24 protein-coding genes are annotated in these 24,511 nt (G+C 64.7%); 7 read left to right on the top strand and 17 right to left on the bottom strand.

Features of this window, described 5'->3' with window-relative positions:
* From EOA23_RS14210 to EOA23_RS14185, 6 genes are all read left to right on the top strand, one after another.
* Positions 1-580 (top strand): ATP-binding cassette domain-containing protein (locus tag EOA23_RS14210; protein ID WP_245474166.1); only part of this gene is annotated, 580 nt, incomplete at its 5' end.
* Positions 577-1,572: an ABC transporter permease gene (locus EOA23_RS14205; protein ID WP_095819149.1), complete on the top strand. Its 996-nt coding sequence runs from the start codon at positions 577-579 to the stop codon at positions 1,570-1,572. The genes EOA23_RS14210 and EOA23_RS14205, both read left to right, overlap by 4 nt.
* 181 nt (positions 1,573-1,753) lie before the next feature.
* Positions 1,754-2,596, top strand: coding sequence for a transporter substrate-binding domain-containing protein (locus tag EOA23_RS14200; RefSeq protein ID WP_210201488.1), 843 nt, complete (start codon positions 1,754-1,756; stop codon positions 2,594-2,596).
* A gap of 77 nt (positions 2,597-2,673) precedes the next feature.
* The gene (locus tag EOA23_RS14195; RefSeq protein WP_245474165.1) at positions 2,674-3,420 is read left to right on the top strand and encodes an ABC transporter permease subunit; all 747 of its coding nucleotides are present in this window, start codon (positions 2,674-2,676) and stop codon (positions 3,418-3,420) included.
* A gap of 7 nt (positions 3,421-3,427) precedes the next feature.
* Positions 3,428-4,159 carry an ABC transporter permease gene (locus EOA23_RS14190; RefSeq protein ID WP_245474163.1) on the top strand — a complete coding sequence of 244 codons (732 nt, stop codon included), beginning with the start codon at positions 3,428-3,430 and terminating at the stop codon, positions 4,157-4,159.
* Positions 4,159-4,974: an ATP-binding cassette domain-containing protein gene (locus tag EOA23_RS14185; RefSeq protein WP_127304588.1), complete on the top strand. Its 816-nt coding sequence runs from the start codon at positions 4,159-4,161 to the stop codon at positions 4,972-4,974. The genes EOA23_RS14190 and EOA23_RS14185 overlap by 1 nt, the downstream gene beginning before the upstream one ends.
* 276 nt (positions 4,975-5,250) lie before the next feature.
* Here EOA23_RS14185 and phnN read toward each other — a convergent pair whose 3' ends face one another.
* The 9 genes from phnN to EOA23_RS14135 form a co-directional block, all read right to left on the bottom strand.
* Positions 5,251-5,877 (bottom strand): phosphonate metabolism protein/1,5-bisphosphokinase (PRPP-forming) PhnN, encoded by a 627-nt coding sequence (phnN, locus tag EOA23_RS14180; protein WP_189341608.1) that lies wholly within the window; start codon positions 5,875-5,877, stop codon positions 5,251-5,253.
* Complete coding sequence (locus EOA23_RS14175) at positions 5,874-7,013, bottom strand: alpha-D-ribose 1-methylphosphonate 5-triphosphate diphosphatase (protein ID WP_127304587.1); 1,140 nt, start codon at positions 7,011-7,013, stop codon at positions 5,874-5,876. The genes phnN and EOA23_RS14175 overlap by 4 nt, the downstream gene beginning before the upstream one ends.
* A gap of 129 nt (positions 7,014-7,142) precedes the next feature.
* A complete protein-coding gene (locus EOA23_RS14170; protein WP_127304586.1) occupies positions 7,143-7,850 on the bottom strand; it encodes a DUF1045 domain-containing protein in 708 nt (235 codons plus the stop codon).
* A gap of 229 nt (positions 7,851-8,079) precedes the next feature.
* Positions 8,080-8,892, bottom strand: a complete 813-nt coding sequence (gene iolB, locus EOA23_RS14165; RefSeq protein WP_127304585.1) for a 5-deoxy-glucuronate isomerase — start codon at positions 8,890-8,892, stop codon at positions 8,080-8,082.
* A gap of 375 nt (positions 8,893-9,267) precedes the next feature.
* Entirely contained in the window at positions 9,268-9,480 is a 213-nt protein-coding gene (locus tag EOA23_RS14155) for a DUF3329 domain-containing protein (RefSeq protein ID WP_127304584.1), read from the bottom strand.
* Between the two features lie 68 nt (positions 9,481-9,548).
* Positions 9,549-10,463, bottom strand: coding sequence for a myo-inosose-2 dehydratase (gene iolE, locus EOA23_RS14150; RefSeq protein WP_127304583.1), 915 nt, complete (start codon positions 10,461-10,463; stop codon positions 9,549-9,551).
* A gap of 150 nt (positions 10,464-10,613) precedes the next feature.
* Positions 10,614-12,464, bottom strand: a complete 1,851-nt coding sequence (gene iolD / locus EOA23_RS14145; RefSeq protein WP_127304582.1) for a 3D-(3,5/4)-trihydroxycyclohexane-1,2-dione acylhydrolase (decyclizing) — start codon at positions 12,462-12,464, stop codon at positions 10,614-10,616.
* A 49-nt stretch (positions 12,465-12,513) separates the two neighbouring features.
* Complete coding sequence (iolC, locus tag EOA23_RS14140) at positions 12,514-14,448, bottom strand: 5-dehydro-2-deoxygluconokinase (protein WP_127304581.1); 1,935 nt, start codon at positions 14,446-14,448, stop codon at positions 12,514-12,516.
* A 153-nt stretch (positions 14,449-14,601) separates the two neighbouring features.
* The gene (locus tag EOA23_RS14135; protein ID WP_050070688.1) at positions 14,602-15,447 is read right to left on the bottom strand and encodes a MurR/RpiR family transcriptional regulator; all 846 of its coding nucleotides are present in this window, start codon (positions 15,445-15,447) and stop codon (positions 14,602-14,604) included.
* 157 nt (positions 15,448-15,604) lie between these two features.
* Here EOA23_RS14135 and EOA23_RS14130 point away from each other — a divergent pair, with 157 nt between their 5' ends.
* Positions 15,605-16,714: a Gfo/Idh/MocA family oxidoreductase gene (locus EOA23_RS14130; RefSeq protein WP_127304580.1), complete on the top strand. Its 1,110-nt coding sequence runs from the start codon at positions 15,605-15,607 to the stop codon at positions 16,712-16,714.
* 68 nt (positions 16,715-16,782) lie between these two features.
* Here EOA23_RS14130 and EOA23_RS14125 read toward each other — a convergent pair whose 3' ends face one another.
* From EOA23_RS14125 to EOA23_RS36085, 8 genes are all read right to left on the bottom strand, one after another.
* Positions 16,783-17,721 (bottom strand): sugar phosphate isomerase/epimerase, encoded by a 939-nt coding sequence (locus EOA23_RS14125; RefSeq protein ID WP_127304579.1) that lies wholly within the window; start codon positions 17,719-17,721, stop codon positions 16,783-16,785.
* A gap of 34 nt (positions 17,722-17,755) precedes the next feature.
* Entirely contained in the window at positions 17,756-18,748 is a 993-nt protein-coding gene (gene iolG, locus EOA23_RS14120; RefSeq protein WP_127304578.1) for an inositol 2-dehydrogenase, read from the bottom strand.
* Between the two features lie 59 nt (positions 18,749-18,807).
* Positions 18,808-19,626: a carbohydrate ABC transporter permease gene (locus tag EOA23_RS14115; RefSeq protein WP_127304577.1), complete on the bottom strand. Its 819-nt coding sequence runs from the start codon at positions 19,624-19,626 to the stop codon at positions 18,808-18,810.
* Positions 19,623-20,516: a sugar ABC transporter permease gene (locus EOA23_RS14110; RefSeq protein WP_189341607.1), complete on the bottom strand. Its 894-nt coding sequence runs from the start codon at positions 20,514-20,516 to the stop codon at positions 19,623-19,625. The genes EOA23_RS14115 and EOA23_RS14110 overlap by 4 nt, the downstream gene beginning before the upstream one ends.
* 11 nt (positions 20,517-20,527) lie before the next feature.
* The gene (locus EOA23_RS14105; RefSeq protein WP_127304576.1) at positions 20,528-21,841 is read right to left on the bottom strand and encodes an extracellular solute-binding protein; all 1,314 of its coding nucleotides are present in this window, start codon (positions 21,839-21,841) and stop codon (positions 20,528-20,530) included.
* Entirely contained in the window at positions 21,838-22,935 is a 1,098-nt protein-coding gene (locus EOA23_RS14100) for an ABC transporter ATP-binding protein (RefSeq protein WP_127304575.1), read from the bottom strand. Before EOA23_RS14100 ends, EOA23_RS14105 begins: the two co-directional genes overlap by 4 nt.
* Positions 22,936-22,962: 27 nt before the next feature.
* Entirely contained in the window at positions 22,963-23,874 is a 912-nt protein-coding gene (gene iolE, locus EOA23_RS14095; RefSeq protein WP_127304574.1) for a myo-inosose-2 dehydratase, read from the bottom strand.
* A gap of 372 nt (positions 23,875-24,246) precedes the next feature.
* Positions 24,247-24,511: hypothetical protein (locus tag EOA23_RS36085; protein WP_210212488.1), on the bottom strand; the 265-nt coding region annotated here is incomplete at its 5' end.

Here is a 24,511-nt window from a genome sequence, read left to right as displayed (position 1 = left end):
GCGTGCCGGTTCGGGTCAGGACCGACGGCGCCTTGATGCCGAGGTTCTTCTTCTGCTTTTCGGCCGTCGCAAGCTCACCGGCATATTGCTCGATCTCTCGATCGCGCAGAACATTACGCTGCCCAACCTGCCGGCGCATGCCAGGCGTTCGCTGGTTTCGACCGGCGCCGAGCTTGCGACGGCCGAAAAGCAGAAGAAGAACCTCGGCATCAAGGCGCCGTCGGTCCTGACCCGAACCGGCACGCTGTCGGGCGGCAACCAGCAGAAGGTGGTTCTCGCCAAATGGCTGGCGATGAATCCCAAGGTGATGATCCTGGACGAGCCGACGCGCGGCATCGACATCGGCGCCAAGGCCGAGATCTACGGCCTGATGCGGGCGCTGGCCGATGCCGGCGTTGCCGTGCTGATGATCTCCAGCGACATGGAGGAGGTCATCGGCGTGTCGGACCGCATCGCGGTCATGCATGAGGGGCAGATTTCCGGCATCCTCGACAGGCAAGATTTCAGCCAGGAGAACGTGCTCTTGCTGGCGGTCGGCAAGAAGCCGAAACTGCTGCAAGCGGCGGGAGGAGTTGTATGAGCAAGAAAGATCTCGGCCTGCTGATCCTGATCCTGGTGGTCGGCGCGGTGGTGACGGCCATCAATCCGCGCTTCCTGTCGGCGATCAACCTTGCCAACACCTCCAACCTCGTCGCGCTGTTCGGCATCCTGTCGATCGGCCAGGCCTTCGTCATCATCACCGGCGGCATCGAATTGTCGGTCGGCTCGCTGATCGCGCTGCTCGGCACCTTGTTCATCGACTTCATCGCGGTGCGCGAATTGGACTGGCCGCTGGCCTTCGTGGTGATCATCGTGCTCGGCGCCGTCATCGGCTTCGTGCATGGCTGGCTGATCACAAGGCTGAAACTGCAGCCTTTCGTGGTGACGCTGTGCGGCCTCCTGATTTATCGCGGCGTGGCGCGTTTCTACACCGCCGACGGCACGGCGGGCTTCGCCTTCGGGCAGAATTTCCCGACGCTCGAATTCCTGACCGCGGGCCGCTCCTACGGCCTGCCGAACTCTTTCATCGCGCTGATCGTCATCGCCATCGTCATGTGGGTGGTGCTGCACCGCTCGGTGTTCGGCCGCTATCTCTACGCCATCGGCAAAAACGAGGAGGCGGCGAAATATTCCGGCATCCGCACCGGCCGGATCATCATCGCGGCCTATGTCATCTGCGGCGTGCTGACGGCGCTGTCGGCGATCTATTTCGCCATGTACACGCGCTCGATCTCACCGGCGAGCCACGGCCAGTTCTATGAGCTCTACGCCATCGCGGCCGCCGTGCTCGGCGGCTTCTCGCTGCGTGGCGGCGAGGGCTCGCTGGTCGGCGTAATCCTCGGCACGGTGCTGCTGCAGGAGCTGCAGAACCTCGTCAATCTGCTCGGCATCCCCTCGTCGCTCAATTTCGCGGTGATGGGCGGCGTCATCCTGATCGGCGTGCTGGTCGACCAGCAATGGGGCGTCTTCCGCGCCCGGCGCCGCATGATCGAGGCAACGCGCCAGAACGTTGCGGGCGCGCCGGCGGAGTAGTCCCGCTCTTCGGATAACGGCCTGATTGGATCGATGCTCGCCGTTGAGCCGCCGGGCACGTCCGGATTCACGGGCGAATTGCAACACCCGTGAACCGGAAAACAGCCCTTGTCGGCGAATCGGGGCTGGGTTAAGCAATTGGTATCTGAGGGTTCCAAGAACAAAAATGGGAGTAACTACCGTGACATCATCACGTTGGATCGCGCTCGCGGCGCTGGCGTTGACCTGCTCGACCCCGGCACTGGCCAAGGACTGGAAGACCGTCTCCGTCGCCATGGAGGGCTCCTACGCCCCCTGGAACCAGACCGACGCCAGCGGCAAGATCGTCGGCTTCGAGGTGGACATCCTCAACGACGTCTGCGCCCGCGCCAAGCTCGAGTGCAATATCGTGGCGCAGGATTGGGACGGCGTCATTCCCGGCCTTACCGCGGGCAAGTTCGACATCGTCATGGACGGCATGTCGATCACCGAGGAGCGCATGAAGACGATCGACTTCTCGATCCCCTACGCCTCGTCGCCGGTGGCCTTCCTGGCCGACAAGAACGGTCCGCTGGCCAACCTGTCCAACAAGGGCAAGATGATCGACCTCTCGAAGGACGACGCCGAATCCAAGGCGGCACTCGACACGCTGCGCAAGGAGCTCACCGGCAAAAATGTCGGCCTGCAGGTCTCGACCACCGAGGCGACCTTCGCCGACAAGTATCTCAAGGACGTCGCCAACGTCCATGAATACAAGACCACCGACGAGCACGACCTCGACCTGATGGCGGGCCGCATCGACGTGGCCTTCGCCGATACCACCTACTTCCTCGGCACGCTGGCCAAGCCCGACGCCAAGGACCTGGAATTCGTCGGGCCGCAATTCAAGGGAGGCCCGATCCTCGGGCCGGGCATCGGCGCCGCCTTCCGCAAGACCGACAAGGACCTGCAGGACATCTACAACAAGGCGCTGAAGGCCGCGCTCGACGACGGTTCGGTGTCGAAATACAGCCTGCAATGGTTTAAGATCGACATTACCAAGTAATGTCGCAAAGGGAGCAGCCAAGGCTGCTCCCTTTCTTGCATTGAGACAAGCAACCGTCGCCGGGAGGGAAGGCGTAGGTGGAGTTTCTCAACGATCTCAAGGATCAGGTGTCGACGGCCTATGAGCTGCTGGCCGCCGGCTGGGGCGTGCAACTGCTCTGGGGCATCGCCTGGACGCTCGCCGTCACCGTCGTTTCGATGCTGATTGGCGCTGCGCTGGGCTCGCTGGTGGCTGCGGCCAAGCTCTCGCATCGCGGCGGGCTGAGATTTATCGGCGAAAGCTACACCACCGTTTTCCGCGGCGAACCTGAACTCCTGATCATCTACCTGTTCTACTATGGCGGCACGCAGGTCCTGACCGGCGTGGCTCGCTCGACCGGATCGATCGGCTCGACCGACATCCTGAACATGCCGAGCTTCCTCGGCGGCGTGCTTGCGGTCGGCATCATTTCCGGCGCCTACCAGGCCGAGGTTTTTCGCGGCTCGTTCCTGGCGATCCATCGCGGCGAGCTGGAAGCGGCCCGCGCCTACGGCATGTCGGCCTGGCTGCGGTTTCGCCTCGTGATCGTACCCCAGGTGCTGCGCCTCGCCGTGCCGGGGCTGGGCAATGTCTGGCAATTGACCATCAAGGATTCGGCGCTTATCTCCGTCACCGGCGTTGCGGAGCTGATGCTCACCGCGAACAAGGCCGCGCGTTCGACGCATCATTCGCTGCTTTTCTACACGGTCGCAGGCATCCTTTATTTGGTGATGACCTCGATCTCGACGCCGATCTTCGAAAAGGCCGAGCGTTACACCTCGCGCAGTTTCACGCGGCCGAAGTGAGGTGGCGGTGGATCTCGACTTCTACCTTTCGACCATGTGGAGCGTGCTGAAGGCGCTGCCGCTGACGCTCGAGATCTGGTTCTTCGGCATCGCCTTCGGGCTGATCATCGCCACCGGCCTGACCTGGCTGCGGGGTTCCGGCTACAGATTGGGTGAATATTTCACCCGCGCCTATGTCTTCATCTTCCGCGGCTCGCCGCTCCTGGTGCAGCTCTATCTGATCTATTTCGGCCTCTCCCAGTTCGACTTCGTCCGCCACAGCCCGATCCTGTGGCCGATCCTGCGCGATCCGATGTATTGCACGATCGTCGCCATGGCCTTGAACACGGCCGCCTATGAGAGCGAAATTTTCCGCGGTGCGCTGCGGGCGGTGCCGGTCGGCCAGATCGAGGCGGCCAAGGCGTTCGGCATGTCGGCCTTCACCCGCTTCCGCCTTGTCACGCTGCCGATCGCGCTGCGGCTGGCGTTGCCGGCCTATTCGACCGAGATCATCCTGATGACCAAGGCGACCGCTCTCGCCTCGGTGGTCACGATCATGGAGATGATGGGAACAGCGCAGAAGATCCAGCACGACACGTTCCGGCCGATCGAGGTGCTGACCTGCGCCGGCGTGATCTATCTGCTGCTCAACCTGTCGATCGCCCGGCTGTTTGCCTGGGTCGAATACCGGCTGTCGCCGCATCTGCGGCCGCCGCCCGAGCAGAGCCAGCAAATCAGACCCGTACCGGAGGTGTTGTGATGTCGGCAAATGTCGCCGCTGCCGCGAAAGCAGCACCGTCCTCCGGCGAGACGCCCGCCATCAGCGTCAAGGACCTGCGCAAATGCTTCGGCGATCATGAGGTGCTCAAGGGCATTTCGCTGGAAGCCCACAAGGGCGACGTGATTTCCATCCTCGGCTCCTCCGGGTCCGGCAAGAGCACGATGCTGCGCTGCATCAACCTCCTGGAGACCCCTGACTCCGGTGAGGTGCGGGTCGACGGCGAGCTGATCAAGATGAAGCGAAGCCGCGACGGCCATCAGATGCCGGCCGACATCCGCCAGGTGGAACGGATTCGCGCCAACCTCGCCATGGTTTTCCAGAGCTTCAATCTCTGGTCGCACATGACCGTGCTGGAAAACCTCGTCGCCGCACCGACGCATGTTTTGAAGCGGCCGCGCGCGGAATGCCTGGAGCAGGCCGAGGCCTTGCTGAAGCGCGTCGGCATATGGGAGCGCCGCAACTACTATCCGCCGCATATGTCGGGCGGCCAGCAGCAGCGCGCCGCGATCGCCCGCGCCCTGGCGATGAACCCCAAGGTGATGCTGTTCGACGAGCCGACATCGGCGCTCGATCCGGAACTGGTCGGCGAGGTGCTGCGCGTCATGCGCTCGCTGGCGGAAGAAGGGCGCACCATGCTCGTCGTCACCCACGAAATGGGCTTCGCCCGCGACGTGTCGAGCAAGGTGATGTTCCTGCACAAGGGCGAGGTGGATACGGTCGGCGAACCGAAGGAAATGTTCGCCAGACCGCCGACGCCTCAATTCAAGCAGTTCATCGCCAACTTCAACAAGTAGGCGCCTCTCCTTCTCCCCTCGTGGGAGAAGGTGGATCGGCGCGAAGCGCCGAGACGGATGAGGGGTGTTCCAGCTTGGCAATGCGTTCGCCTGGCAGCATGTTGTGCCCAACCGCCAGCGCTTCATTTCTTCCAGCACCCCTCATCCGGCCGCTTCGCGGCCACCACCCGGCCCTTCGCAGGCTCAGGGCGTTCGAAGCTCGAAAAGCCAAGCAATCGGCTTTTCGTCCGCTCACGCGGACCACTTCTCACCCCACAAGGGGAGAAGGGAAGGCGCTTAGATCATGTCCGACAGATCGGAGAACGCCATCGCCTTGCGCAGCACCTCGGCGAAGCGTTCGCCGGCGAGCTCCTTGTCGCCGCTGTTGTCGATCGAGGTGACGTCCGGTCCCGTCAGCTTGACGCTGGCGCTGCGCGCCAGGCGGGCAAGCACTTCGCCGCGCGATTCGCGGCCGCGCGCCGCCAGCCGCTCGGCGAGGATCTCCGGCGTGGCGGTGATCTCGACCACGGCCAGGTTGGCGTAGCGTTCGCGCAGCGCCGGGATGACCGCGCGGGAGACATTCGCCACGGCGACGTGGCCGTTCGCCACGGCCCAGTCGACATCGGCCGGCAGGCCGTAGCGCAGACCGTGCGCGTCCCAGCACAGCGAGAAGGCGCCGTCAGCCTCGGCTTCCGCGAAGGCGGCGTCCGCCAGCGTGTCGTGGTCCTCGCTTGCGGTGTCGCTCGGCCTTGTGATGACGCGACGCACGAATTCCAGCCGCGTCTCGCCGGCAAAGCGCTGCTTGGCGTAGCCGATCACCGTATCCTTGCCAGCGCCGCTCGGGCCGACCACCGCGACGAAAACGCCGTTGCGGATCGGCAGGCTATCGGCCAGCTCGCGCTCGATGAGGGCCGAGACCATCATGCGACCCGGCGGCCCTGGCGCCACACGGTGCGCACGACCGGCACATGGTCGTCGACGCGCACGCGCACCAGGTCGGCGCGGCGGCCAGGCTCGATGACGCCCCGATCAGCGAGACCGACCGCTTCGGCCGGGTTCTTAGAGACCATCGCCACCGCCTGGGGCAGCGTGATGCCTTCTACGACATCGCCGAGGAAGAAGGCCGACTGGATCAGGCTGAAGGGGATGTAATCCGACGACAGTATGTCGAGCAGGCCGTCGGCGGCAAGCGTGCGCGCCGAGACATTGCCGGAATGCGAGGCGCCGCGCATGACGTTCGGCGCGCCCATCAGCACGCCGAGACCCGCCGCCTTGGAGGCCTTGGCCGCTTCCTCCGTCGTCGGGAACTCGGCGACGCGCACGCCCTGCTCTATGGCTTCGTCGACATGGCCTGCGGTCGCATCGTCATGGCTGGCCAGCACGATGCCGCGCTCGCGGCAGGCGGCCGAGATGAAAACCCGGTTCGGGCCGGAATTGCGGGCCGATTCCGCCATCCGCTTCTCGCAGAATTTCTGGAAGTCGCGGTCGGTCAGCTTCAGCTTGCGCTGGTAGTAATAGGCATAGGTCTCGAGGTTGACGAACTGGCGCTGCCCGGGCGCGTGATCCATCAGCGACGCGAGCTTCACCCTGTCGTCGGTCTCGAAATTGGCGAAAGCCTCGAGGCAGTCCGGCGCCGAGACCTCGCAGCGCAAATGGATGAAATGGTCGGCCCTGAGCCGATCCTGGCGCACGCTGTCCTCGATCGCGTCGGCCAGCTTGCGCACGTCGTCGGATTTCAGGTCGGCGTCCTCGTCCATGCCGACGCGCAAGGCGTCGAGCACGGTGGTGATGCCGGCGGTCGCCACCTGGGCATCATGGGCAAGCACGGCGGCGATCGGGTTCCAGCGCACTTTCGGGCGCGGCGCGTAATGACCTTCGAGATGATCGGTGTGAAGCTCGACAAGGCCCGGGATGATGAAGTCGCCGCCCATATCCTCGCCGGTGCGGGCAGCGCCCGGCTCGACGGCGGCGATCAGGCCGTCGCGCAACAGAAGCGAGCCCTCGACGATTTCGTCGGGCAGCACGATGCGGGCATTGGTGAGAACGGTTTCGGCGGTCATCTCAGGCGGTCCTATCTCGAGCGGTCGGCAATCAAATCAGAGCAATTCCAGGAAAAGTGCTTTGCGGTTTTCCGTCCGGAATTGCGTAAAAACTAAAGATAGGGCGGTTCAGCGTCCCGCTGATCCGCCCTAGGCTGTCTTACGGGCCGGGCCACGGCCAAGCGCATGGTGCGAAAGCACCATGAACGGGGCGCCGGGCTCGCTTTCGACGAACAAGGTCAGCGCATCGACCGGCACCGGCTGGCGCAGCACGTCGGCGAACAGGCCGTCGATCGCCGCGCGAAGACGCGGGCTTTCCTCGGGCCCGACACGCCCCGACAGCGTCATATGGAAGCGGAATGTGTCGAAGACATAAGGATAGCCCCATTGGCAAAGGTTGCGGAACTCGTCCGGCTTCAGCGCGTCCGGGCTGCGGCGCTCGATCTCGGCCTCGGTGAGCGGCGCGCGGAAACTGTCGAAGGCGCGCACCACCTCGCCGGCGAAGTCGTTGAGCGGCGCGAACCGCGTTTCCGGCACCAGCGCGAAGAAGCCGTCGATCTGGCCGACGACAAGGCGCGGAATGACGACCGGCGGCGTCGCCTCGGCGAAGGCGTCGAGCGCGGCGCGCAGCGAAGCCTCCGTCTCGTTCGGCGCCAGCCGGAATGGCGCCTTCAGCGTCGCATGGAACCCGTAACGCCGGGCCGATGCCGTGTGGAAGGCGACTTCCGCCGCCGACAGATCGCCCACCGCCTCCACCGGCCGCGTCGCCGCCCCGAACGGGTCGCGGCCCAGCCAGTTGGCGGCAATGCGCGCCAGCTTCTCGTCCTGTCCCGGTGTGTAGTAGATGGCGTATCGCATCGGCGTTCCTCGTCAAGCGCGTCGCGCCCGAAGGATCATGCGACGCGCTTCAAGTCATTGTCTTGGCAAGTCGTGGGTCCAAAACGCCAAGGCGTTTGCGGCGACATGCACCGGAACCGCTGCCATAGGTGATTTCCATGACGGATTGACGAAGCTCATGGGTTTTCGAAGGCAAGTCCAGCCGCAAGCTCGTTAGCCGACGATTTTTCCCTGCTGGACCAATGCGCGGTCAGGCCTTCATAAGCCACTCGTGCTCGGCCGCGTTGTGGAATTTCCACGTCCGCTTCGGTCCGGCCATGACGTTGAGATAATAGAGGTCGTAGCCGTGACAGGCCGCGCAGGGGTGGTAGCCCTTCGGCACCAGCACGACATCGCCGTCCTCGATCGCCATCGCCTCGTCCAACTCGCGCACGCCGTTGCGGTCCGCATCCGTGTAGACGCGCTGGAAGGCAAAGCCCTGCGGCGGGTTGAGGCGGTGGTAATAGGTCTCCTCGAGATAGGATTCGGCCGGCAGATTGTCCTGGTCGTGCTTGTGCGGCGGGTAGCTGGAGGTGTGGCCGCCGGGCGTGATGACCTCGACCACCAGCAGCGAATCCGCCGGCTTGCCCTCGGGCAGGATGTTGGTGACATAGCGCGTGTTGGTGCCCTTGCCGCGCACCTCCTGGCCAAGATCGTCCGGCCCGATGACCCGCACCGGCAGGCCGCCGCCGAGGCCCGGCGCCGAGCAGACGGCGAGCTCCAACTCGGTGTCGGCGGTCACCGACCATTCAGTGCCTTGCGGCACATAGACCGACCAGGGCTTGCCCTCGAAGGGCGACATGCGCTCGCCGAGCAGGCCAAGATCCTTGCCGCCAGCGGTCGCCTTGCCCTTGCCGGTGACGAAGACCAGGCAGACCTCACGGTCGCCCGTCGTGCCGCCCGCCGCCTCGCCCGCCTTCAGCCGATGCAGGTCGAACCCGACATAGGTCCAGCCGGCGCTTTGCGGCGTGACGTGTGCGACATGGCCGTGGCCCCTGTCGGCCTTGACGAGCAGTTTCGACATTTTTGTCTCCTAATTATTCGACGCTTTGACTGTCAGACCCGCCGCAGCCAGGATTCACTGCTCGATCGCGCACCTTGGGGATTGGCCGGATCCCTCTCAACTTCGTCATCCTAGGGCGAAGCAGGAGCGAAGCTCCGTCGCGGAGACCCTAGGATCCATGCCGTTACCTCAGACGAAGGGCGCAGCGGAGCAGAATTCTGCACCGTTGCAACAGGTCAAAGTCATGGCATGGATCCTAGGGTCTGCGCTGCGTCGCTTCGCTCCTTGCTCCGCCCTAGGATGACGAAGCGAGGTGCGTTTCGACTAGTCGCCAACGCATGAGGTCCGCCAGGCACGCAGTATCCGATCCGTAGAAGCTTCTGAGCCATGGATCAGTCATTCCTTCGGTTCGGGGTCGGCCTTGTTCTCCTCAGCCCGCTTATACAGATAGAAAAACTGCCACACCGCGTAGCCGGCGAAGCCGAGCGCGATGACGCCCCAGAACGGCGTGCCGGAGGCGAACTCGATCACCGACCAGACCAGGCACACCGCCACGACGGCGATGCGCCGCCACAGCGGCCGGAAGAAGGGATGCTCATAGTCTTTCATCGCGCCAATCCAGGATTTGCCAAGCGCAACGGATAGACCGGGCGCCCTGACTAATCCATCGTTTATGATCAGACCGGGAAACCCTGTGTCTCCACCGTGTAACCGGCGGCCGTCATCACCCGCATCAGCTCCTTGTGGCCGACCTGGGCCATCTTGAGCGGCGGGTTCTTCTTCGGATCCTGTTCGGCTTCCACGACGAACCAGCCTTCATAGCCATGATCGGCGAAGCGCTGGACGATGGCTCCGAAATCGAGCGAGCCGTCGCCCGGCACGGTGAAGGCGCCGAGCGCCACGGCATCGAGGAAGGACTGTTTCGTGCGGTCGAGCCCTTCGATCACACCCATGCGCACATCCTTCACATGGACATGGTTGATGCGCTTGTGATGGTTGTCGATGGCGCGCAGCACATCGCCGCCGGCAAAGGCGAGATGGCCGGCGTCGAGCAAAAGCGGGATGCCTTCGCCGGAGTTGCGCATGAAGGAATCGAGCTCCGGCTCGGTCTCGACCACAGCGGCCATGTGATGGTGGTAGGAAAGCGGCATGCCCTGCTCCGCGCACCATTCGCCGAATGCGGTGACGCGCCGGCCATAGGCCTTCATCTCGTCGTCCGAAAGTTTTGGCTTGGTGGCCAAAGGCTTCGAGCGGTCGCCCTGGATCGAACGGCCGACCTCGCCATAGACGATGCAGGGCGCGTCGACCGCCTTGAACAGCTCGATCATAGGCTGGATGCGGTCCTTGTTCTTTGCCAGGTCCTCGTTGACCAGCGTGCCGGAGAACCAGCCGCCGCAAAGGGTGACGTCGGCCTCCTTCAGGATCGGCAGCATCACCTTGGGATCGTTGGGGAAGCGGCGGCCCATCTCCATGCCGGTGAAGCCCGCCGAGCGCGACTGGCGCAGGCATTCCTCCAGCGACACGTCGTCGCTCAGTTCCACGAGATCGTCATTCCACCATGCGATGGGAGACATGCCCAGTTTGGCTTTCAAGTCGTCACTCCAAATGTCGGTTCGTTCCTACCTCCCCCTTGGTCGGGAGGGTCGCTGCAAAGCAGCGGGGAGGGGGCAGCGCCGACCCCCACCCGGACCTTCGGTCCGACCTCCCCACAAGGGGGAGGTAGGGGATCTGCGCTGTCAGCTTCAATTACCGATGCTCTGCATCTGCTTCTTGTCCTCATACGCCTTGCGCGCGGCGTTCACCTGTGGCCGCGACGAGACTTCCGGCACGGCGACGTCCCACCAATGGCCGCCGGCCTCGGTCGAAACCAGCGGATCGGTGTCTATGACTAGAACGGTCGTCCTGTCGTTCTTCTTTGCCTTGGCCAGCGCCGTCTCCAGCTCGGCAATCGACGCCACCTTCTCGGCGATGGCACCCATGCTTGCCGCATGCGCGGCGAAGTCGACATCGGGCAGCACCTCGTGGCGCGCGTCCTTCAAGAGATTGTTGAAGTTGGCGCCGCCGGTCGCCATCTGCAGCCGGTTGATGCAGCCATAGCCGCGATTGTCGAGCAGCACGATGGTGAGCTTCAGGCCAAGCATCACCGAGGTGGCGATCTCGGAATTCATCATCAGATAGGAGCCGTCGCCGACCATGACGACGACCTCCTGGTCGGGCTTGGCCATCTTGGCGCCGAGCCCGCCGGCGATCTCATAGCCCATGGTCGAGAAGCCGTATTCCCCATGATACGAGCCGGGGGCGCCCGCCTGCCAGAGTTTGTGCAGTTCTCCCGGCAGACCGCCAGACGCATTCAGCAGCGTCACGCCCGAGCCCATGGCGCGCTGCACGGCGCCGATCACCTGCGCATCGGAAGGGTAGGCGGCGTTGGTCGAAGCCGTCACCTTGGCGGCGGCGGCCTGCCACTCCGTCTTGCCCCTCAGCGCATTGTCGGTCCAGGCGTTAGGGGCCTTCCAGCCCTTCAGCGCCGCGGCAAGCTCGGCGAGCCCCTCGGCCGCGTCGGCGACCAGCGGCAGTGCCCAGTGCTTGCCGGCGTCGAAGACCTGGGTGTTGAGCCCAATGATGGTGCGGCCGGCATTCTTGAACAGTGCCCAGGAACCGGTGGTGAAATCCTGCAGCCTGGTGCCGACGGCAAGCACGACATCGGCCTCCTCCGCCAGCCGGTTGGCGGCGGACGTGCCTGTCACCCCGACCGCCGCCATGTTGAGCGGATGATCATCAGGCAGCGAGGACTTGCCGCCCTGGGTTTCGCAGACCGGAATGCCGGCGCCCTGCACCAGCTTCGCCAGTTCACCGGAAGCCTGCGAATAGAGCACGCCGCCGCCGGCGATCACCAGCGGCTTCTTCGCCCCTTTCAGCGCCGCGAGGGCGGCCGCCAATTCATTGCGATCCGGGCGCAGCCGGCGCGGCGTCCAGAGGCGCTCGGCGAACAGGCTTTCCGGATAATCATAGGCCTCGGCCTGCACATCCTGGCAGAGCGACAGCGTGACCGGGCCGCATTCGGCGGGATCGGTCAGCACCTGCATGGCGCGGTTGAGCGCCGGGATGATCTGCTCCGGCCGCGTGATGCGATCGAAATAGCGCGACACCGGACGAAAACAGTCGTTGACGCTCGCCGTGCCGTCAGAGAAATCCTCCGCCTGCTGCAGCACCGGATCGGGCAGGCGGTTGGCGAAGACATCGCCCGGCAGGAACAGGACGGGCAACCGGTTCACATGCGCAAGCGCCGCCGCCGTCACCATGTTCAGCGCGCCGGGGCCGATCGAAGAGGTCGCGGCCATGAAGCGGCGGCGGAAATTCGCCTTGCCATAGGCGATCGCCGCATGCGCCATCGCCTGCTCATTATGGGAGCGGAAGGTCGGCAGCTCGTCGCGCACTTGATAGAGCGCCTCGCCGATGCCGGCGACATTGCCATGGCCGAAGATCGCCCAAACGCCGCCGAAGATCGGCACCTTTTTGCCGTCTATCTCCGTCATCTGGCGGGACAGAAAGCGGGTCAGCGCCTGCGCCATCGTCAGGCGAACGGTCTTGCTCATTTCGTTTCCTCCGGCTTTCGTTGACGCCGTTTCTTATGCTGCCCGTGTTCTATGCTGCTTTTCGACCGCGCGCGGCAAGCCATGCCTCGGTCAACTGTTCGAAGCGGGACGCCATGTCGGCGATGGCCTCGTCGTCCGAGATCTTGCCGGCCAGCCATTGTTCGGCGGCGTTGATGAAGATGGTGCGACCGACCGCGAATCCCTTCACGATCGGCGCATTGGCGGTGGCGGCGAAGGCCGCGACCAGCTCGTCCTGCGGCGCTTCCAGCCCCAGCAGCACGACGCCGCGGCACCATGGATCGTTCTTGACGATCACCTGTTCGATCTTCGCCCAGGCGCCTGCGGAAGCCTGCGGCTCGAGCTTCCACCAGTCGGGCTTGATGCCCAGCGCATAGAGTTCCTCCAGCGCGCGCGGAATGGTGGTGTCGTCGAGCTTGCCATGCTTGCCGGCGATGATTTCGACCAGCAGTTCGCGGCCGACTTTCCGGGCCGCCTCGAACAAAGCGCGCAGCTTCTGCTGCTGTTCAACTTTGAGCGTCTCGGGATCGTCTGGGTGATAGAAGCACAGGCATTTGATGCAATGGTCGACGGGCCATTCGGTGAGCTGCGAGCCGATATCCTGCGAGAATTCGAAGCGCAGCGGCCGCGATCCCGGCAACTCGACCGGACGGCCGAGCCAGGCGAAGGGATGGCGGGCGAATTCGAACATGGCGTCGCGGCCGTATTTCTCATCGATCAGCATGCCATAGCCGTCGCGGCCGGCGGCGACTTTTGCTGCAGCCTTGACCGTCAGCACCTTGAAGTCGGGGATGCGCGAAACGTCGGCGCCGACCCTTGCCGCGACATCCTCCAACTGGACGCGATGGTCGCAGGCCAGCGCCATCAGCGAGGGAGTGTCGCGCCTGCGCGTCGTTGCCCAATGGATGTGGTTGATCGCCTCGTCCTTGCGCAGCGCCAGGTGCTTGCTGCCGTTCTTCAGGAAGAACTGCAGCTCTTCGAAGGTCGGATATTCCGGCGCGCAGAGCAGGCGCGACACGGCAAAGGCGCCGCAGGCATTGGCCCAGGTGGCGGCGGTGGCAAAGCTTTCGCCGCCGAGCCAGCCGCGCAGGAAGCCCGACATGAAGGCGTCGCCGGCGCCGAGCACATTGTAGATCTCGATCGGGAAGCCCTTGCCGACGACGCCGTCCTCGAGGTCGTCGCTGATCGGCCCGTCATAGACGATGCAGCCCTTGGCGCCGCGCTTCAGCACGATGGTGGCCGAGGACAGCGCGCGGATCGTCTTCAGCGCGCTCAGGCAATCGTCGGCTCCGGAAGCGATCATGATCTCCTCCTCGGTGCCGACGATGAGGTCGCAATCGGGCAGCACCGTCTTCAGCTGCGCCGAGACACGGTCTGATTTGACATAGCGCTCGAAACCCTCGGCATGGCCGGCAAGCCCCCAGAGGTTCGGGCGATAATCGATGTCGAAGACAACCTTGCCGCCTCGGGCCTTCATCAACCGGATCGCCTTGCGCTGCGCTGCATCGGAATTCGGCCGCGAGAAATGCGTGCCGGTGACGACCACCGAGCGCGCCGAGGCGATGAAGGCCTCGTCGATATCCTCTTCGGCCAGCGCCATGTCGGCGCAGTCGGAGCGGTAGAAGATCATCGGCGAGACGCCTTCGCTCTCGACCGAGAGCAGCACCAGCGCCGTCAGCCGCTCCTTGTCGGTCTTCAGGCCATCGACGGAGACGCCCTCGCGCCGGAGCTGCTCGCGGATGAAGTGGCCCATCTGCTCGTCGCCGACGCGCGTCAGCAGCGCCGAGCGCAGGCCGAGCCTTGCCGTGCCGACGGAAATGTTGGCCGGGCAGCCGCCGACCGACTTGGCGAAAGAGGTGATGTCCTCCAGCCGCGAGCCGATCTGCTGGCCATAGAGATCGACCGAAGCGCGGCCGATGGTGATGACGTCGAGCGGCGGGTATCTCCCTTCCACGGCTTCGCCCATTCGAACCTCCCATCGGCTTTGTTATGCAGAGCAGCGTCGTTTGGACAGCGCGCGCCGGCGACGGCGTGGTGTCGCCAATATGAAATATTAATTCCAATCCGTAGTCAATATGGAATGAGCGTTCCCGAGCCGAAAAGCGCGCCTCCGCGAGGCTCAGCCCTTGCGGCGTCGCCCGGTTTCGCGGCGCTTCTCGCCGACGGCGACGGTCAGCGCCATGGCCAGCGCCATCGTCGCCGAGATCGAGCGGAAGCCGCCGAAATCGGCCTCGGCGACCTCGAACCAGACCTTGGCGAACTGCGCCAGCGGCGAGAAGGACGAGTCGGTGATGGCCACGATCGGCACGCCCTGTTCCGCGATCGCGCGCGTCTCCTCGATGGTCGCCGGGGCGTAAGGCGAGAAGCTGATGGCGATGACGGCGTCGCGCGGCGTGGCGAAGCCGATCATCTCGGCGTTCAGCCCGGCGGCCGATTCCACCAGCTGGTTGCGGATCTTGAGCTTGCCCAGCGCATAGGCGATGTAGGAGGCGACCGGATAGGAGCGGCGCTTGGCCAGCACATAGATGGTCTCGGCTTTCGCTAGGAGCGCGATCGCCTCTTCGAAATGCGCGTCGTTCAACGCACGCGAAATGTCGCTGAGCGAGGTGCTGGCGGCGGCGACAAAGCCGTCGAAGATTGCCCTGTGGCCGGCGCCTTCCTCGGCCTTGGCGCGGAGTGCGGCCAGCCTTTCGTCATAGGAGGAGTTGCGCTCGCGCAGCCGCTCGCGGAAAACCTGCTGCAGGCTGGTGAAGCCGTCGAAGCCGAGCTGCTGGGCAAAACGGATCAGCGTCGAGGGCTGGACTCCGGCCGAGGCGGCGATGCTCGCCGCCGTGCCGAAGGCGATGTCGTCGGGATTGTCGAGCGCATAGGCGGCGATCTGCGCGATGCGCTTGGGCAGGCTCGCGCGCCTGTCCAGGATCGTCGCGCGCAGCGTTTCGAAATCGCGAGGCACCCGTTCGTCCATCGTCGCTCCGTCCGCGCCCATAATGGTTGTCCCTCTCCTGCCTCATCATAGCGAGTTCGCGCAAGAACACCATAAAAAATGATTTGTATGTTCCATTTCTTATCGAAATGGACTAATTCATCCATGTCAATATTCCCAAGTCTCGGAGACAATCGACATGGTCGGAGTGGGCCTCATCGGCACGGGCTTCATGGGCAAGTGCCACGCCATTGCCTGGAACGCGGTGGGCACCGTCTTTCCCGATGTCGAGAAGCCGAGATTGGTGCATCTGGGTGAGGTGAATGACGAGCTGGCCAGGCGCAAGGCCGGCGAGTTCGGCTTCGCCAAGGGCTCCGGCGACTGGCACGCCGTGGTCAACGATCCGGAGGTCGATGTCGTCTCGCTCACCACGCCCAACCAGTTCCATCCCGAAATGGCGATCGCCATCCTCGAAGCCGGCAAGCATTTGTGGTGCGAGAAGCCGATGGCGCCGAGTTTCGCCGAGGCCGAGACCATGGCGGCCGCGGCGAGGAAATCCGGCAAGGTCGCCGGGCTCGGCTACAACTACATCCAGAACCCCGCCATCCGCCATATCGGCGCGCTGCTCGAAGAAAAGATCATCGGCGATGTCAACCTCGTGCGCATCGAGATGGACGAGGACTTCATGGCCGACCCGGAAGCGCTGTTCTTCTGGAAGCACGAGGCGGCGTCCGGTTACGGCGCGCTCGACGATTTCGCCGTCCATCCGCTGTCGCTGATCAAGGTGCTGTTCGGCCGCGTTTCGCGCGTCATGTGCGACATGGCCAAACCCTATGCCGACCGCAAGACGGCGTCCGGAGAACGCCGCGCGGTCGAGACCTACGACATCGCCAGCGTCTTGCTGCATCTCGAGAACGGCGTCGCCGGCACGCTGCTAGTCAACCGCTCGGCCTGGGGCCGCAAGGGCCGCATCGCCATCCAGATCTTCGGCTCGAAGGGCTCGATCCTCTACGACCAGGAGCGGATGAACGAATTCCAGCTCTATCTCACCGCCGACCGGCCGACCGAGCAGGGCTATCGCACCATCCTGGTCGCGCCGCACCACAAGCCCTATGATTCCTTCCTGCCCGCGCCGGGCCACGGCCTCGGCTTCAACGACCTCAAGATGATCGAATGCCGCGAGCTTTTGATGCGCATCGCCGGCAAGCCGGCCCGCATCATCGACTTCGACGAGGGGCTGGAGATCGAGCGCACCGTGCATGCCATGGCGCGCTCCTTCCAGGAGCAGCGCTGGGTCGATGTGAGGTGATCGAGCCGAGCGCCGGGACCGGTTTGGCGGCCCACGGCGACCGGCCAATGCGATAATGGATCTGAGCATCAGGCCAGGTTAATGGCGACGTTGCGCAGCAGCGCCACGGATTTGCGCATGCCCTCCATCGGCGACAGCATCATGTCCTCGTGCTCGATCGACAGCACGTCGTCGTAGCCGGCCTGCTTCAGCGCGGTGCAGAACTGCCGCCACCAGGTCTCGCCGTGGCCGTAGCCCAGCGTGATGTAGTTCCAGGCCCTTTCGGAAAAAAGCGTTGGCGGTCGCGCATCGAGCACGCCGTCGATGCCGGCCGGCACCGGCTCGACGCGCGTATCCTTGGCGTGGACATAGTAGATCGCCGAGCCAAGCTTGCGCACGGCGGCGATGGGATCGGCGCCCATCCACATCGGATGGCTCGGATCGTAGTTCGCGCCGACCGTCTCGCCGACAGCATCGCGCAGCCGGAATAGCGTCCGTACGTTGTACACGGCCTGATGCCCATGCAATTCCAGGCAAAGCTTCCTGATGCCCAGATTGTTAGCGAACGTGACGAGATCGCGCCAGTAGGGGATGATGCATTCATCCCACTGGTAGCGCTGGATGTCGGCGCATTCGGGCGGCCAGTCGGTGATGATCCAGTTGGGGTTGGCGTCGCCCGGCCCGCCGGGCAGCCCTGACATCATAACCACGCGGTCGATGCCCATCAGGCTCGCCAACCGGATCGTGTCCTCGGTCACCTGGCGGTGCTGCTTGCCTTGCGGTCCCGGATGCAGCGGGTTGCCCGAGCAGTTGAGCGCCGCGATCGTCAGCCCGTGGTCGCGGACCTTGGCGACGAATTCGGCGCGGGTGGCGGCACTGTCCAGCATCGCCGCCAGGTCGATATGCGGCGCCGACGACCAGTTGCCGCAGGCGAACTCTAGAGTCTCCAGCCCGAGTTCGGCCGAGGCGCGCAGCATCTCGTCGAAGGACAGGTTGCCCAGGCTGTCGGTGATCATGCCGATCTTCATTATTGTCGCTTCCCGTTGACTTCAGACCATGCGCTCAGAGCTTTACCGGCTCGAACCGGCCGGACCGCGCCGACGCAAGCGCCGCCTCGCAGAGGATCATGGCCTTGCGGCCGTCGCTGGCCGTGACCGCCGGGCTGCTGCCGGTTTCGACGCAGGTGATGAAGTGATCGATCTCGGCGGCGTAGGATTCGGCATAGCGTTCGACGAAGAAGTAGTAGGGCTTGTCGCGCGATATACCTTTGCCACCGTACGTCTCCACCGAGGTCGGCAGGCGGTTGCCGGCCTGCAGCATGCCGTCGGCGCCGTGCACCTCGATGCGCTGGTCATAGCCATAGGCGGCCCTGACGCTGTTGTTGATGTGACATTGCCGGCCGGACGCCGTTCGCAGGATGAACATCGCGGTATCGTAGTCGCCGAGCTTGCTGTATTGCGGCGCCACCAGCGAGGAGCCGGTCGCGAACAGTTCCACCGGTTCCTCGCCGAGCATGTTCCGCGCCATGTCAAAGTCGTGGATGGTCATCTCTCGAAACACGCCCCCGCCTCCGGCCAGCGCTTCCTCGGTTTCGGGTTCGGGATCGCGGCTGGTGATGATGACCTGCTCGACCGCGCCGATCTCGCCGCCGTCCAGCCGCTCCTTCAGCGCCCGGAAGCTCGGATCGAAGCGACGGTTGAACCCGATCTGGAAAGGCACGCCGGCCTTCGCGACCGCGGCCAGGCACTCGTCGGTGCGCTTGAGGTCGAGATCGATCGGCTTCTCGCAGAAGATCGCCTTACCCTTTGCCGCCGCTGCCATGGCGAGGTCGGCGTGGGTGCGCGTTGCCGAGGCGATGAACACCATCTTCACCGCCGGATCGTTCATCACGGTCTCTGTGTCGGCGATCTCGGCGCCGGTCGCGGCCGCTACCTTGGCGGCGGCCTCCCGGTTGGGATCGACGATATAGCGCAGCCGCACCTTCGGGTGGCGCGCCAGATTGCCGGCATGCACCCTTCCAATCAATCCGACCCCGAACAGACAAACATCCATCATGCGTTCAACTTTCCTGTGCGGCCGTCCCTGACGGCGAGTTCAACATGCCCGGCCGGCGGTCACTTCACGGCGCCCATGGTCAGGCCGCGAACCAGATGCCGCTGCACCAGCAGCGCGAAGAAGACGATCGGCAGCGCTCCGATGACGCCGGCGGCCGACATCGAGGCCCAGTCGGTATCGATGCGCCCGATGAGCGTGGCGGTGCCGCGCGGCATGGTCATCGCTCGCGGCGTCGCCGTCAGCGCCAGCGCGAAGAGGAATTCGTTGAAGGTGACCAGCACGGCGAAGATGGCGGTGGCCGCCAAGCCAGGCGCTGCCAGCGGCAGCGTGATGCGGCGGAAGGCGCCGAAGCGTGAGTCGCCGTCGACCATGGCCGCCTCCTCGAGATCGACGGGGATCTCGCGGAAGAAGCTCTCCATCATCCAGACGCAGAAGGTGATATTGAAGGCTGTGTAGGTGGCGATCAGGCCGAGCCAGCTATCGAGCAGCCCGAGGCTCAGCATCAAGAGATAGACGGGTATCAGGATCACCACCGGGGGGATGATGCGCAGGGTGAGCAGGAAAAGGCCGACCTTGCGCTCCGCGGCGAAAGGCAGGCGGAACCTGGCGATCGCGTAGGCGCCCATCGCGCCGAAGACCAGCGCTATCGCGACCGAGAAGAAGGTGACCACCAGCGAGTTCGTCAGGTAGGAGCCGAACTGTTTTTCGGTGAACAGCCTGACGTAATTGTCGAGCGTCGGCACATGCGGATAGAGCGTGCCTTCCTGAGTGATCTCGCGATTGGACTTGAGCGAGGTGGACACCAGCCAGTAGATCGGCAGCAGCACGACTGCCAGCACGAAGATGGTGGTGAGGATGCGCGCCAGACGGGTGCTCATGACGCGTCGATCCTGCGCAGGAGCCTGATGGCGCTGAAGGCGAGCGCGAGCACGACGAGGCCGATCGTCACGAACAGCGCCGCCGCATATCCGGTCTGCTGGAACTTGAACGCGGTGTCATAACCATAGATCGAGATCAGCCTCGTCGCTTCGCCAGGCCCGCCTCGGGTCAGGACGAAAACCTGGTCGAAGGTGCCGAAGGCGTCGATGGTGCGCAGCACGATGGCAATCGCCAGCACCGGGCGCATCATCGGGAAGGTGAGATCGGCGAACACGCGCCAGGACCCGGCGCCGTCGACGCGCGCCGCCTCGAACGGCTCGTGCGGCAGCGACTGCAGGCCGGCCAGCAGGATCAGGAACATCAGCGGCGTCCACTCCCAGACGTCGAGTACGACAAGGCCGATGAAGGCATTGAGCGGGTTGCCGAGGATCTGGACGCCGCCGCCGCCCATGGCCTCCGAGAGCGCCGTCAGCATGCCGGCATCGCTGGCGTAGATCAGCCTGAACAGGATGGCGACGACGACCGGCGTGATCACCATGGGGATGATCAGCACCGTCCTGAGCAGCCTTATGCCGCGGAATTCGTGCAAGCAGAACAAGGCCAGCGCGAAGCCCAGCACCGCCTCGATCGACACCGAAAGCGCCACGAACTTGACCGTGACCCACAGCGAATTCAGGAACTGCGCGTCGCTCCAAAGCTGCACATAGTTGTGAAAGCCGACATCTGCGACAGGCGAACCGTAGCGGTAAGCCCTGGTGCTGGCGCGCAGCCCATCCCAAAGCGGATAGACCAGCACGCCGAGCACGACCATCAGGCCGGGCGCCAGCATGAGATAGGGGAGGGCGAGGTCGAGCCCCGCCCCCTGCAGGCGATATTTGCGTGCCTGCATGCCGGTTTGCATCAGTAGTACCCGGCCGTGGTCAGGTAGTCCTTGACCTGCTTGGCCGCCGTATCCAACGCCGCGCCGCCGCCGGAGCCGGCCTGCAAGGCCTTGTTGAGCTCGATGCCGAGCAGTTCTTCGACCTTCGCCCAGTCAGGCGTGCGCGGCCGCGGCAGCGCGCCGGCGTCGAGCTGCTGGAGCGCGACCGGTATAAGGCGGTTGCCCGGCTTGGCGACGCCGAAGGCGCTGCGTTTGACGGGGATAGAGCCAGCTTCCGAGAGCCTGGCCTGGGTTTCCGCGCTGACATACCACTTCAGGAACTCGATCGAGTTCGCCTTGTTGGGCGCTGATTTCGGCACGCCGGCGATGAAGATGCCCATCTGGGCGATCGCCTTTTCCTGTTTCGGCACGACGCCGAAATCGAGCTTGCCCGCCACCTTCGTCTGGGCGGGGTCGTCAGCCTTCAGCGCATTGCCCGAGTATTGGATGATCGCGCCGGCGTCCCCGCCGAGGATCGCCGCGCCCTCCTGGTCGGAATCGAACTCCACCACGCCGCTCGCCGTGTTCTGCTTCATCGTGCCGACGAAGAATTCGGCCGAAGCCTTGCCTTCGGCCGAATTGAAGATCGGGTTCCACTTGTCGTCGAAGAAGGAACCGCCGAACGACAGGAAGACCGGATACCAGCTGGTGACGATCGGGTTGCCGGAAACGCCGCGGAAGACGACCGGATACTTGATCTTGCCGGCCGCGACGCCTTCTTTGCCCTTGGCGATCACCTCGTCCCAGGTCTTCGGCGCGCCGCCGGTGAATACGTCGTTGCGATAGGTCAGCGTCTGCAGGTCGCCGACGAAGGGCACGCAGATCAGCGTCGGCTTGGCGTTCTCGAAGCCCTTGACGCGAGGCCCCTTCTGCGGCGGCCAGTAGCCCATGTCGATCATCGGGCCGATCCAGTCCTTGTCCGACCCATCGATGCCGCCGGCGCCAAGGTCCTCCAGCACGTTGGCTGCGCCGAACTGCGGCACCCACGGGTCGTCGAGCAGATAGAGGTCATACTGGCCGGCGCCGCTCTGGGCGTCGGCGAACCACTTTTCGAGCGTCACCCCGTATTCGTCCTCGAGGAACTGGATGTCGAAGCCCTGTTCCTTGGCCAGCGGGATGATCTTTTCCTTGAACGGCGTCAGGCCGCCATCGGCGAAGGCGCCGATGATCACCTTCTTGCCGGCCGCCTTGGCCGGCATCGGCAGCCCGAGCGTGGTCAGCGCGGTGGTCGCCAGGGCCAGGCCAAGCCCGCCCTTGATGACGGAACGGCGAGTAAGTCTGCTGGAATGCATCATGTCACTCTCCCATTGTTGTTGACCCTGTGGACGGCTGTCAGGCCGGCCGAATTGAAGAAACAGGCGTTCGCCGGGTCGAAGGCGACGCCGATGCTTTCACCCACCGCACCCCTGAATTCGCGGCCGGCCCGGACCGAGACGTTGCCGCCTTCCAAACGGACATTGACCAACGTCTCGTTGCCCATCGGTTCGACGACGTAGATTTCGCCGGGCAGCGCGTCAGGCGTGTCGATGGCGGCGGCGCTGCAATCCTCCGGCCGCAGCCCGATTTCGGCGATTGAGGCGGCGCGGCAGGCGGCAAGCCGCGCGGCTTCCAGCGGGACGACGTTGCCGGCCACGATGACGCCTCGCTCGGAAAGCGCTGCCGGCAGAATGTTCATCGGCGGGTTGCCGACGAAGGTGGCGACGAAACGGTTCGCCGGGCGGTCGTATATCTCGATGGGCGGCGCCATCTGCTGCAGCTCGCCGCCATGCATGACGGCGACGAAGTCGGCCATCGTCAGGGCCTCGACCTGGTCGTGGGTGACGTAGATGGTGGTGGCGCTGAGGCGCTGGCAGAGCCGCTTGATCTCGCCGCGCATGGTGAGCCGCAGCCGCGCGTCGAGATTGGAGAGCGGCTCGTCCATCAGGAAGGCCGCCGGGTCGCGCACGATGGCGCGTGCCAGCGCGACGCGCTGTCGCTGTCCGCCCGAGAGCTGGCGCGGACGGCGGTCGAGCAGGTGGCCGATCTCGAGGATGGCGGCGACCTCGCCGATCTTGGCCTTTCGCCCGGCGTCCGGCGTGCCGCGGATCCACAGCGGATAGCCGATGTTCTCGGCGACCGTCATCTGCGGATAGAGCGCGTAGCTCTGGAACACCATGGCGATGTCGCGGTCGCGCGGCTGCAGCCGGGTGACGTCACGCTCGCCGATGAAGACCTTGCCCGCGCTCGGCATGTCGAGCCCGGCCAGGATGCGCAGCGCCGTCGTCTTGCCGCAGCCCGATGGGCCGAGCAAAGCGAGGAATTTGTGATCGGGCACGGCAAGGTCGAGCGACCGCAGCACGTTGAGCGCGCCGAAGCTCTTGACCACCTTCTGGTACAGAACCGAACTCATCTCCCTCCCCGGCGCCCCATGCGGTCTTCAGCCCTTGCGCTCGTGGACATAGAAGCCCGCGCCCTCGGCCAGCTTCTTGAGATTGCGATACCCCATCGTGGCATAGGTCAAGGGGTGCGCCTTGGCCGGGTCCTGCTCGGCCTCCACCACCAGCCAGCCGGAATAGCCTTGGTCGGCGAGGATCTTGAGCAGCGTCGGATAGTCGACCGCGCCGTCGCCCGGCACGGTGAAGATGCCTTCCATCACCGCGCCCATGAAGCTCATGTCGGCCTCGCGCGCCTTCTTCAGCATCGCCGGGCGCACGTCCTTGCAATGCACATGCACGACGCGCTCGACATGCCGGCGCAGCAATTGCTCCGGGTCGCCGCCGGAAAAGGCGCAGTGCCCGGTGTCGTAGAGCAGGCCGACCGCCTCGCCGGTGCCGTGCATCAGCCTGTCGATCTCCTGGTCGGTCTCGACGATCGTGCCCATGTGATGATGGAAGGCCATGCCGACGCCGAAATCGGAGAACCGCTCGGCGAGCCTGGTGATCTTTTCGCCATAGGCCTTCCATTCGCCGTCCATCAGCTTCGGCCGCTGCGAGATCGGATCGTGGATGGCGCCATGCCGGCCGCGCGAGGTGTCGGCATAGACGACGCGCCGGGCGCCGAGGTCGCGCAGCAGCGCCAGGTGCGGCCGGATCGCCTCGAATTCCTCGTCGACCTCCTTCTCGCAGATGCGCCCGTCATACCAGCCGGAGACCAGCGCCAGCCCGTAATGGTCGAGGATGGGCCGAAGCGCGCGGCTGTCGCGCGGGAACTTGCCGCCAAGCTCGGTGCCGGCATAGCCCGCTTCCGCGGTCTCGCTGAGGCAGGTCTCGAGCGGCGTGTCGCCGCCCAGTTCCGGCACGTCGTCATTGGTCCAGGTGATCGGGTTTATGCCTAGTCGAACTGTCGTCATTGCTCGCTTTCCGCCCCGCGGCCGGGCTGGCTGCGGGATATTCATTTTCGGGAGGGAAATGGCTTCATGCCTGCGGCGGGCGATGCATCGCGCTCGCCTTGCCTGTCCGGCCGGCAGCCTCCCAGTTGCCTTGCCCGGACTTGTGTCCCCGTCTTGCGCCGACGTCTTATCCCCAACGTCTATGAGCGAAGTCTACGCCGCTCTGTCTCCATCGCGAGGGCCAGTTTTCTGGAAAATGAAGGAACCAGTTTGTGCCGGGAGGTGGATGTGACAGGATGGTGGGATGGGAAATCTACCAATCATCGAGCGCCGGCGCGAGGCCCCCCTCTCTGCCCTGCCGGGCATCTCCCCCTCAGGGGGGGAGATCGGATGTCACGCCGGCTTTCGCCAATCACCAACGTTGCAAAGAGAAGCGAGGCGCTCGAACTGCCAATCTCCCCCCTTGAGGGGGTTGAGGAGCGATCCGCGCAGCGGACGGGAAGCCAATTGCTTGGCTTTCCGAGCGACGAAAGCCCTGAGCGGCAGCGAAGGGCCGGGCAGTCCGGCAGGACAGAGAGGGGGGCGAAGGAACTCGACGTCGAAAGTAAGCCGTGTCTCGGCACGCCGTTGCCATTGCTCCTGTGGCGAGGCGTAACCC

Origin of the sequence: Mesorhizobium sp. M2A.F.Ca.ET.042.01.1.1 (assembly GCF_003997405.1) — a bacterium.
GTDB lineage: Bacteria > Pseudomonadota > Alphaproteobacteria > Rhizobiales > Rhizobiaceae > Mesorhizobium.
Note: the sequence above shows the minus strand (reverse complement) of the source record. Positions and strands in the feature narration are given on the sequence as shown.

Coding starts and splice junctions, on each gene's coding strand:
- EOA23_RS14205 (WP_095819149.1), top strand. CDS start 577: ATGAGCAAGAAAGATCTCGGCCTGCTGATCCTGATCCTGGTGGTCGGC.
- EOA23_RS14185 (WP_127304588.1), top strand. CDS start 4,159: ATGTCGGCAAATGTCGCCGCTGCCGCGAAAGCAGCACCGTCCTCCGGC.
- phnN (WP_189341608.1), bottom strand. CDS start 5,877: ATGATGGTCTCGGCCCTCATCGAGCGCGAGCTGGCCGATAGCCTGCCG.
- EOA23_RS14175 (WP_127304587.1), bottom strand. CDS start 7,013: ATGACCGCCGAAACCGTTCTCACCAATGCCCGCATCGTGCTGCCCGAC.
- EOA23_RS14170 (WP_127304586.1), bottom strand. CDS start 7,850: ATGCGATACGCCATCTACTACACACCGGGACAGGACGAGAAGCTGGCG.
- iolB (WP_127304585.1), bottom strand. CDS start 8,892: ATGTCGAAACTGCTCGTCAAGGCCGACAGGGGCCACGGCCATGTCGCA.
- EOA23_RS14155 (WP_127304584.1), bottom strand. CDS start 9,480: ATGAAAGACTATGAGCATCCCTTCTTCCGGCCGCTGTGGCGGCGCATC.
- iolD (WP_127304582.1), bottom strand. CDS start 12,464: ATGAGCAAGACCGTTCGCCTGACGATGGCGCAGGCGCTGACCCGCTTT.
- iolC (WP_127304581.1), bottom strand. CDS start 14,448: ATGGGCGAAGCCGTGGAAGGGAGATACCCGCCGCTCGACGTCATCACC.
- EOA23_RS14135 (WP_050070688.1), bottom strand. CDS start 15,447: ATGGACGAACGGGTGCCTCGCGATTTCGAAACGCTGCGCGCGACGATC.
- EOA23_RS14130 (WP_127304580.1), top strand. CDS start 15,605: ATGGTCGGAGTGGGCCTCATCGGCACGGGCTTCATGGGCAAGTGCCAC.
- EOA23_RS14125 (WP_127304579.1), bottom strand. CDS start 17,721: ATGAAGATCGGCATGATCACCGACAGCCTGGGCAACCTGTCCTTCGAC.
- iolG (WP_127304578.1), bottom strand. CDS start 18,748: ATGATGGATGTTTGTCTGTTCGGGGTCGGATTGATTGGAAGGGTGCAT.
- EOA23_RS14115 (WP_127304577.1), bottom strand. CDS start 19,626: ATGAGCACCCGTCTGGCGCGCATCCTCACCACCATCTTCGTGCTGGCA.
- EOA23_RS14110 (WP_189341607.1), bottom strand. CDS start 20,516: ATGCAGGCACGCAAATATCGCCTGCAGGGGGCGGGGCTCGACCTCGCC.
- EOA23_RS14105 (WP_127304576.1), bottom strand. CDS start 21,841: ATGATGCATTCCAGCAGACTTACTCGCCGTTCCGTCATCAAGGGCGGG.
- EOA23_RS14100 (WP_127304575.1), bottom strand. CDS start 22,935: ATGAGTTCGGTTCTGTACCAGAAGGTGGTCAAGAGCTTCGGCGCGCTC.
- iolE (WP_127304574.1), bottom strand. CDS start 23,874: ATGACGACAGTTCGACTAGGCATAAACCCGATCACCTGGACCAATGAC.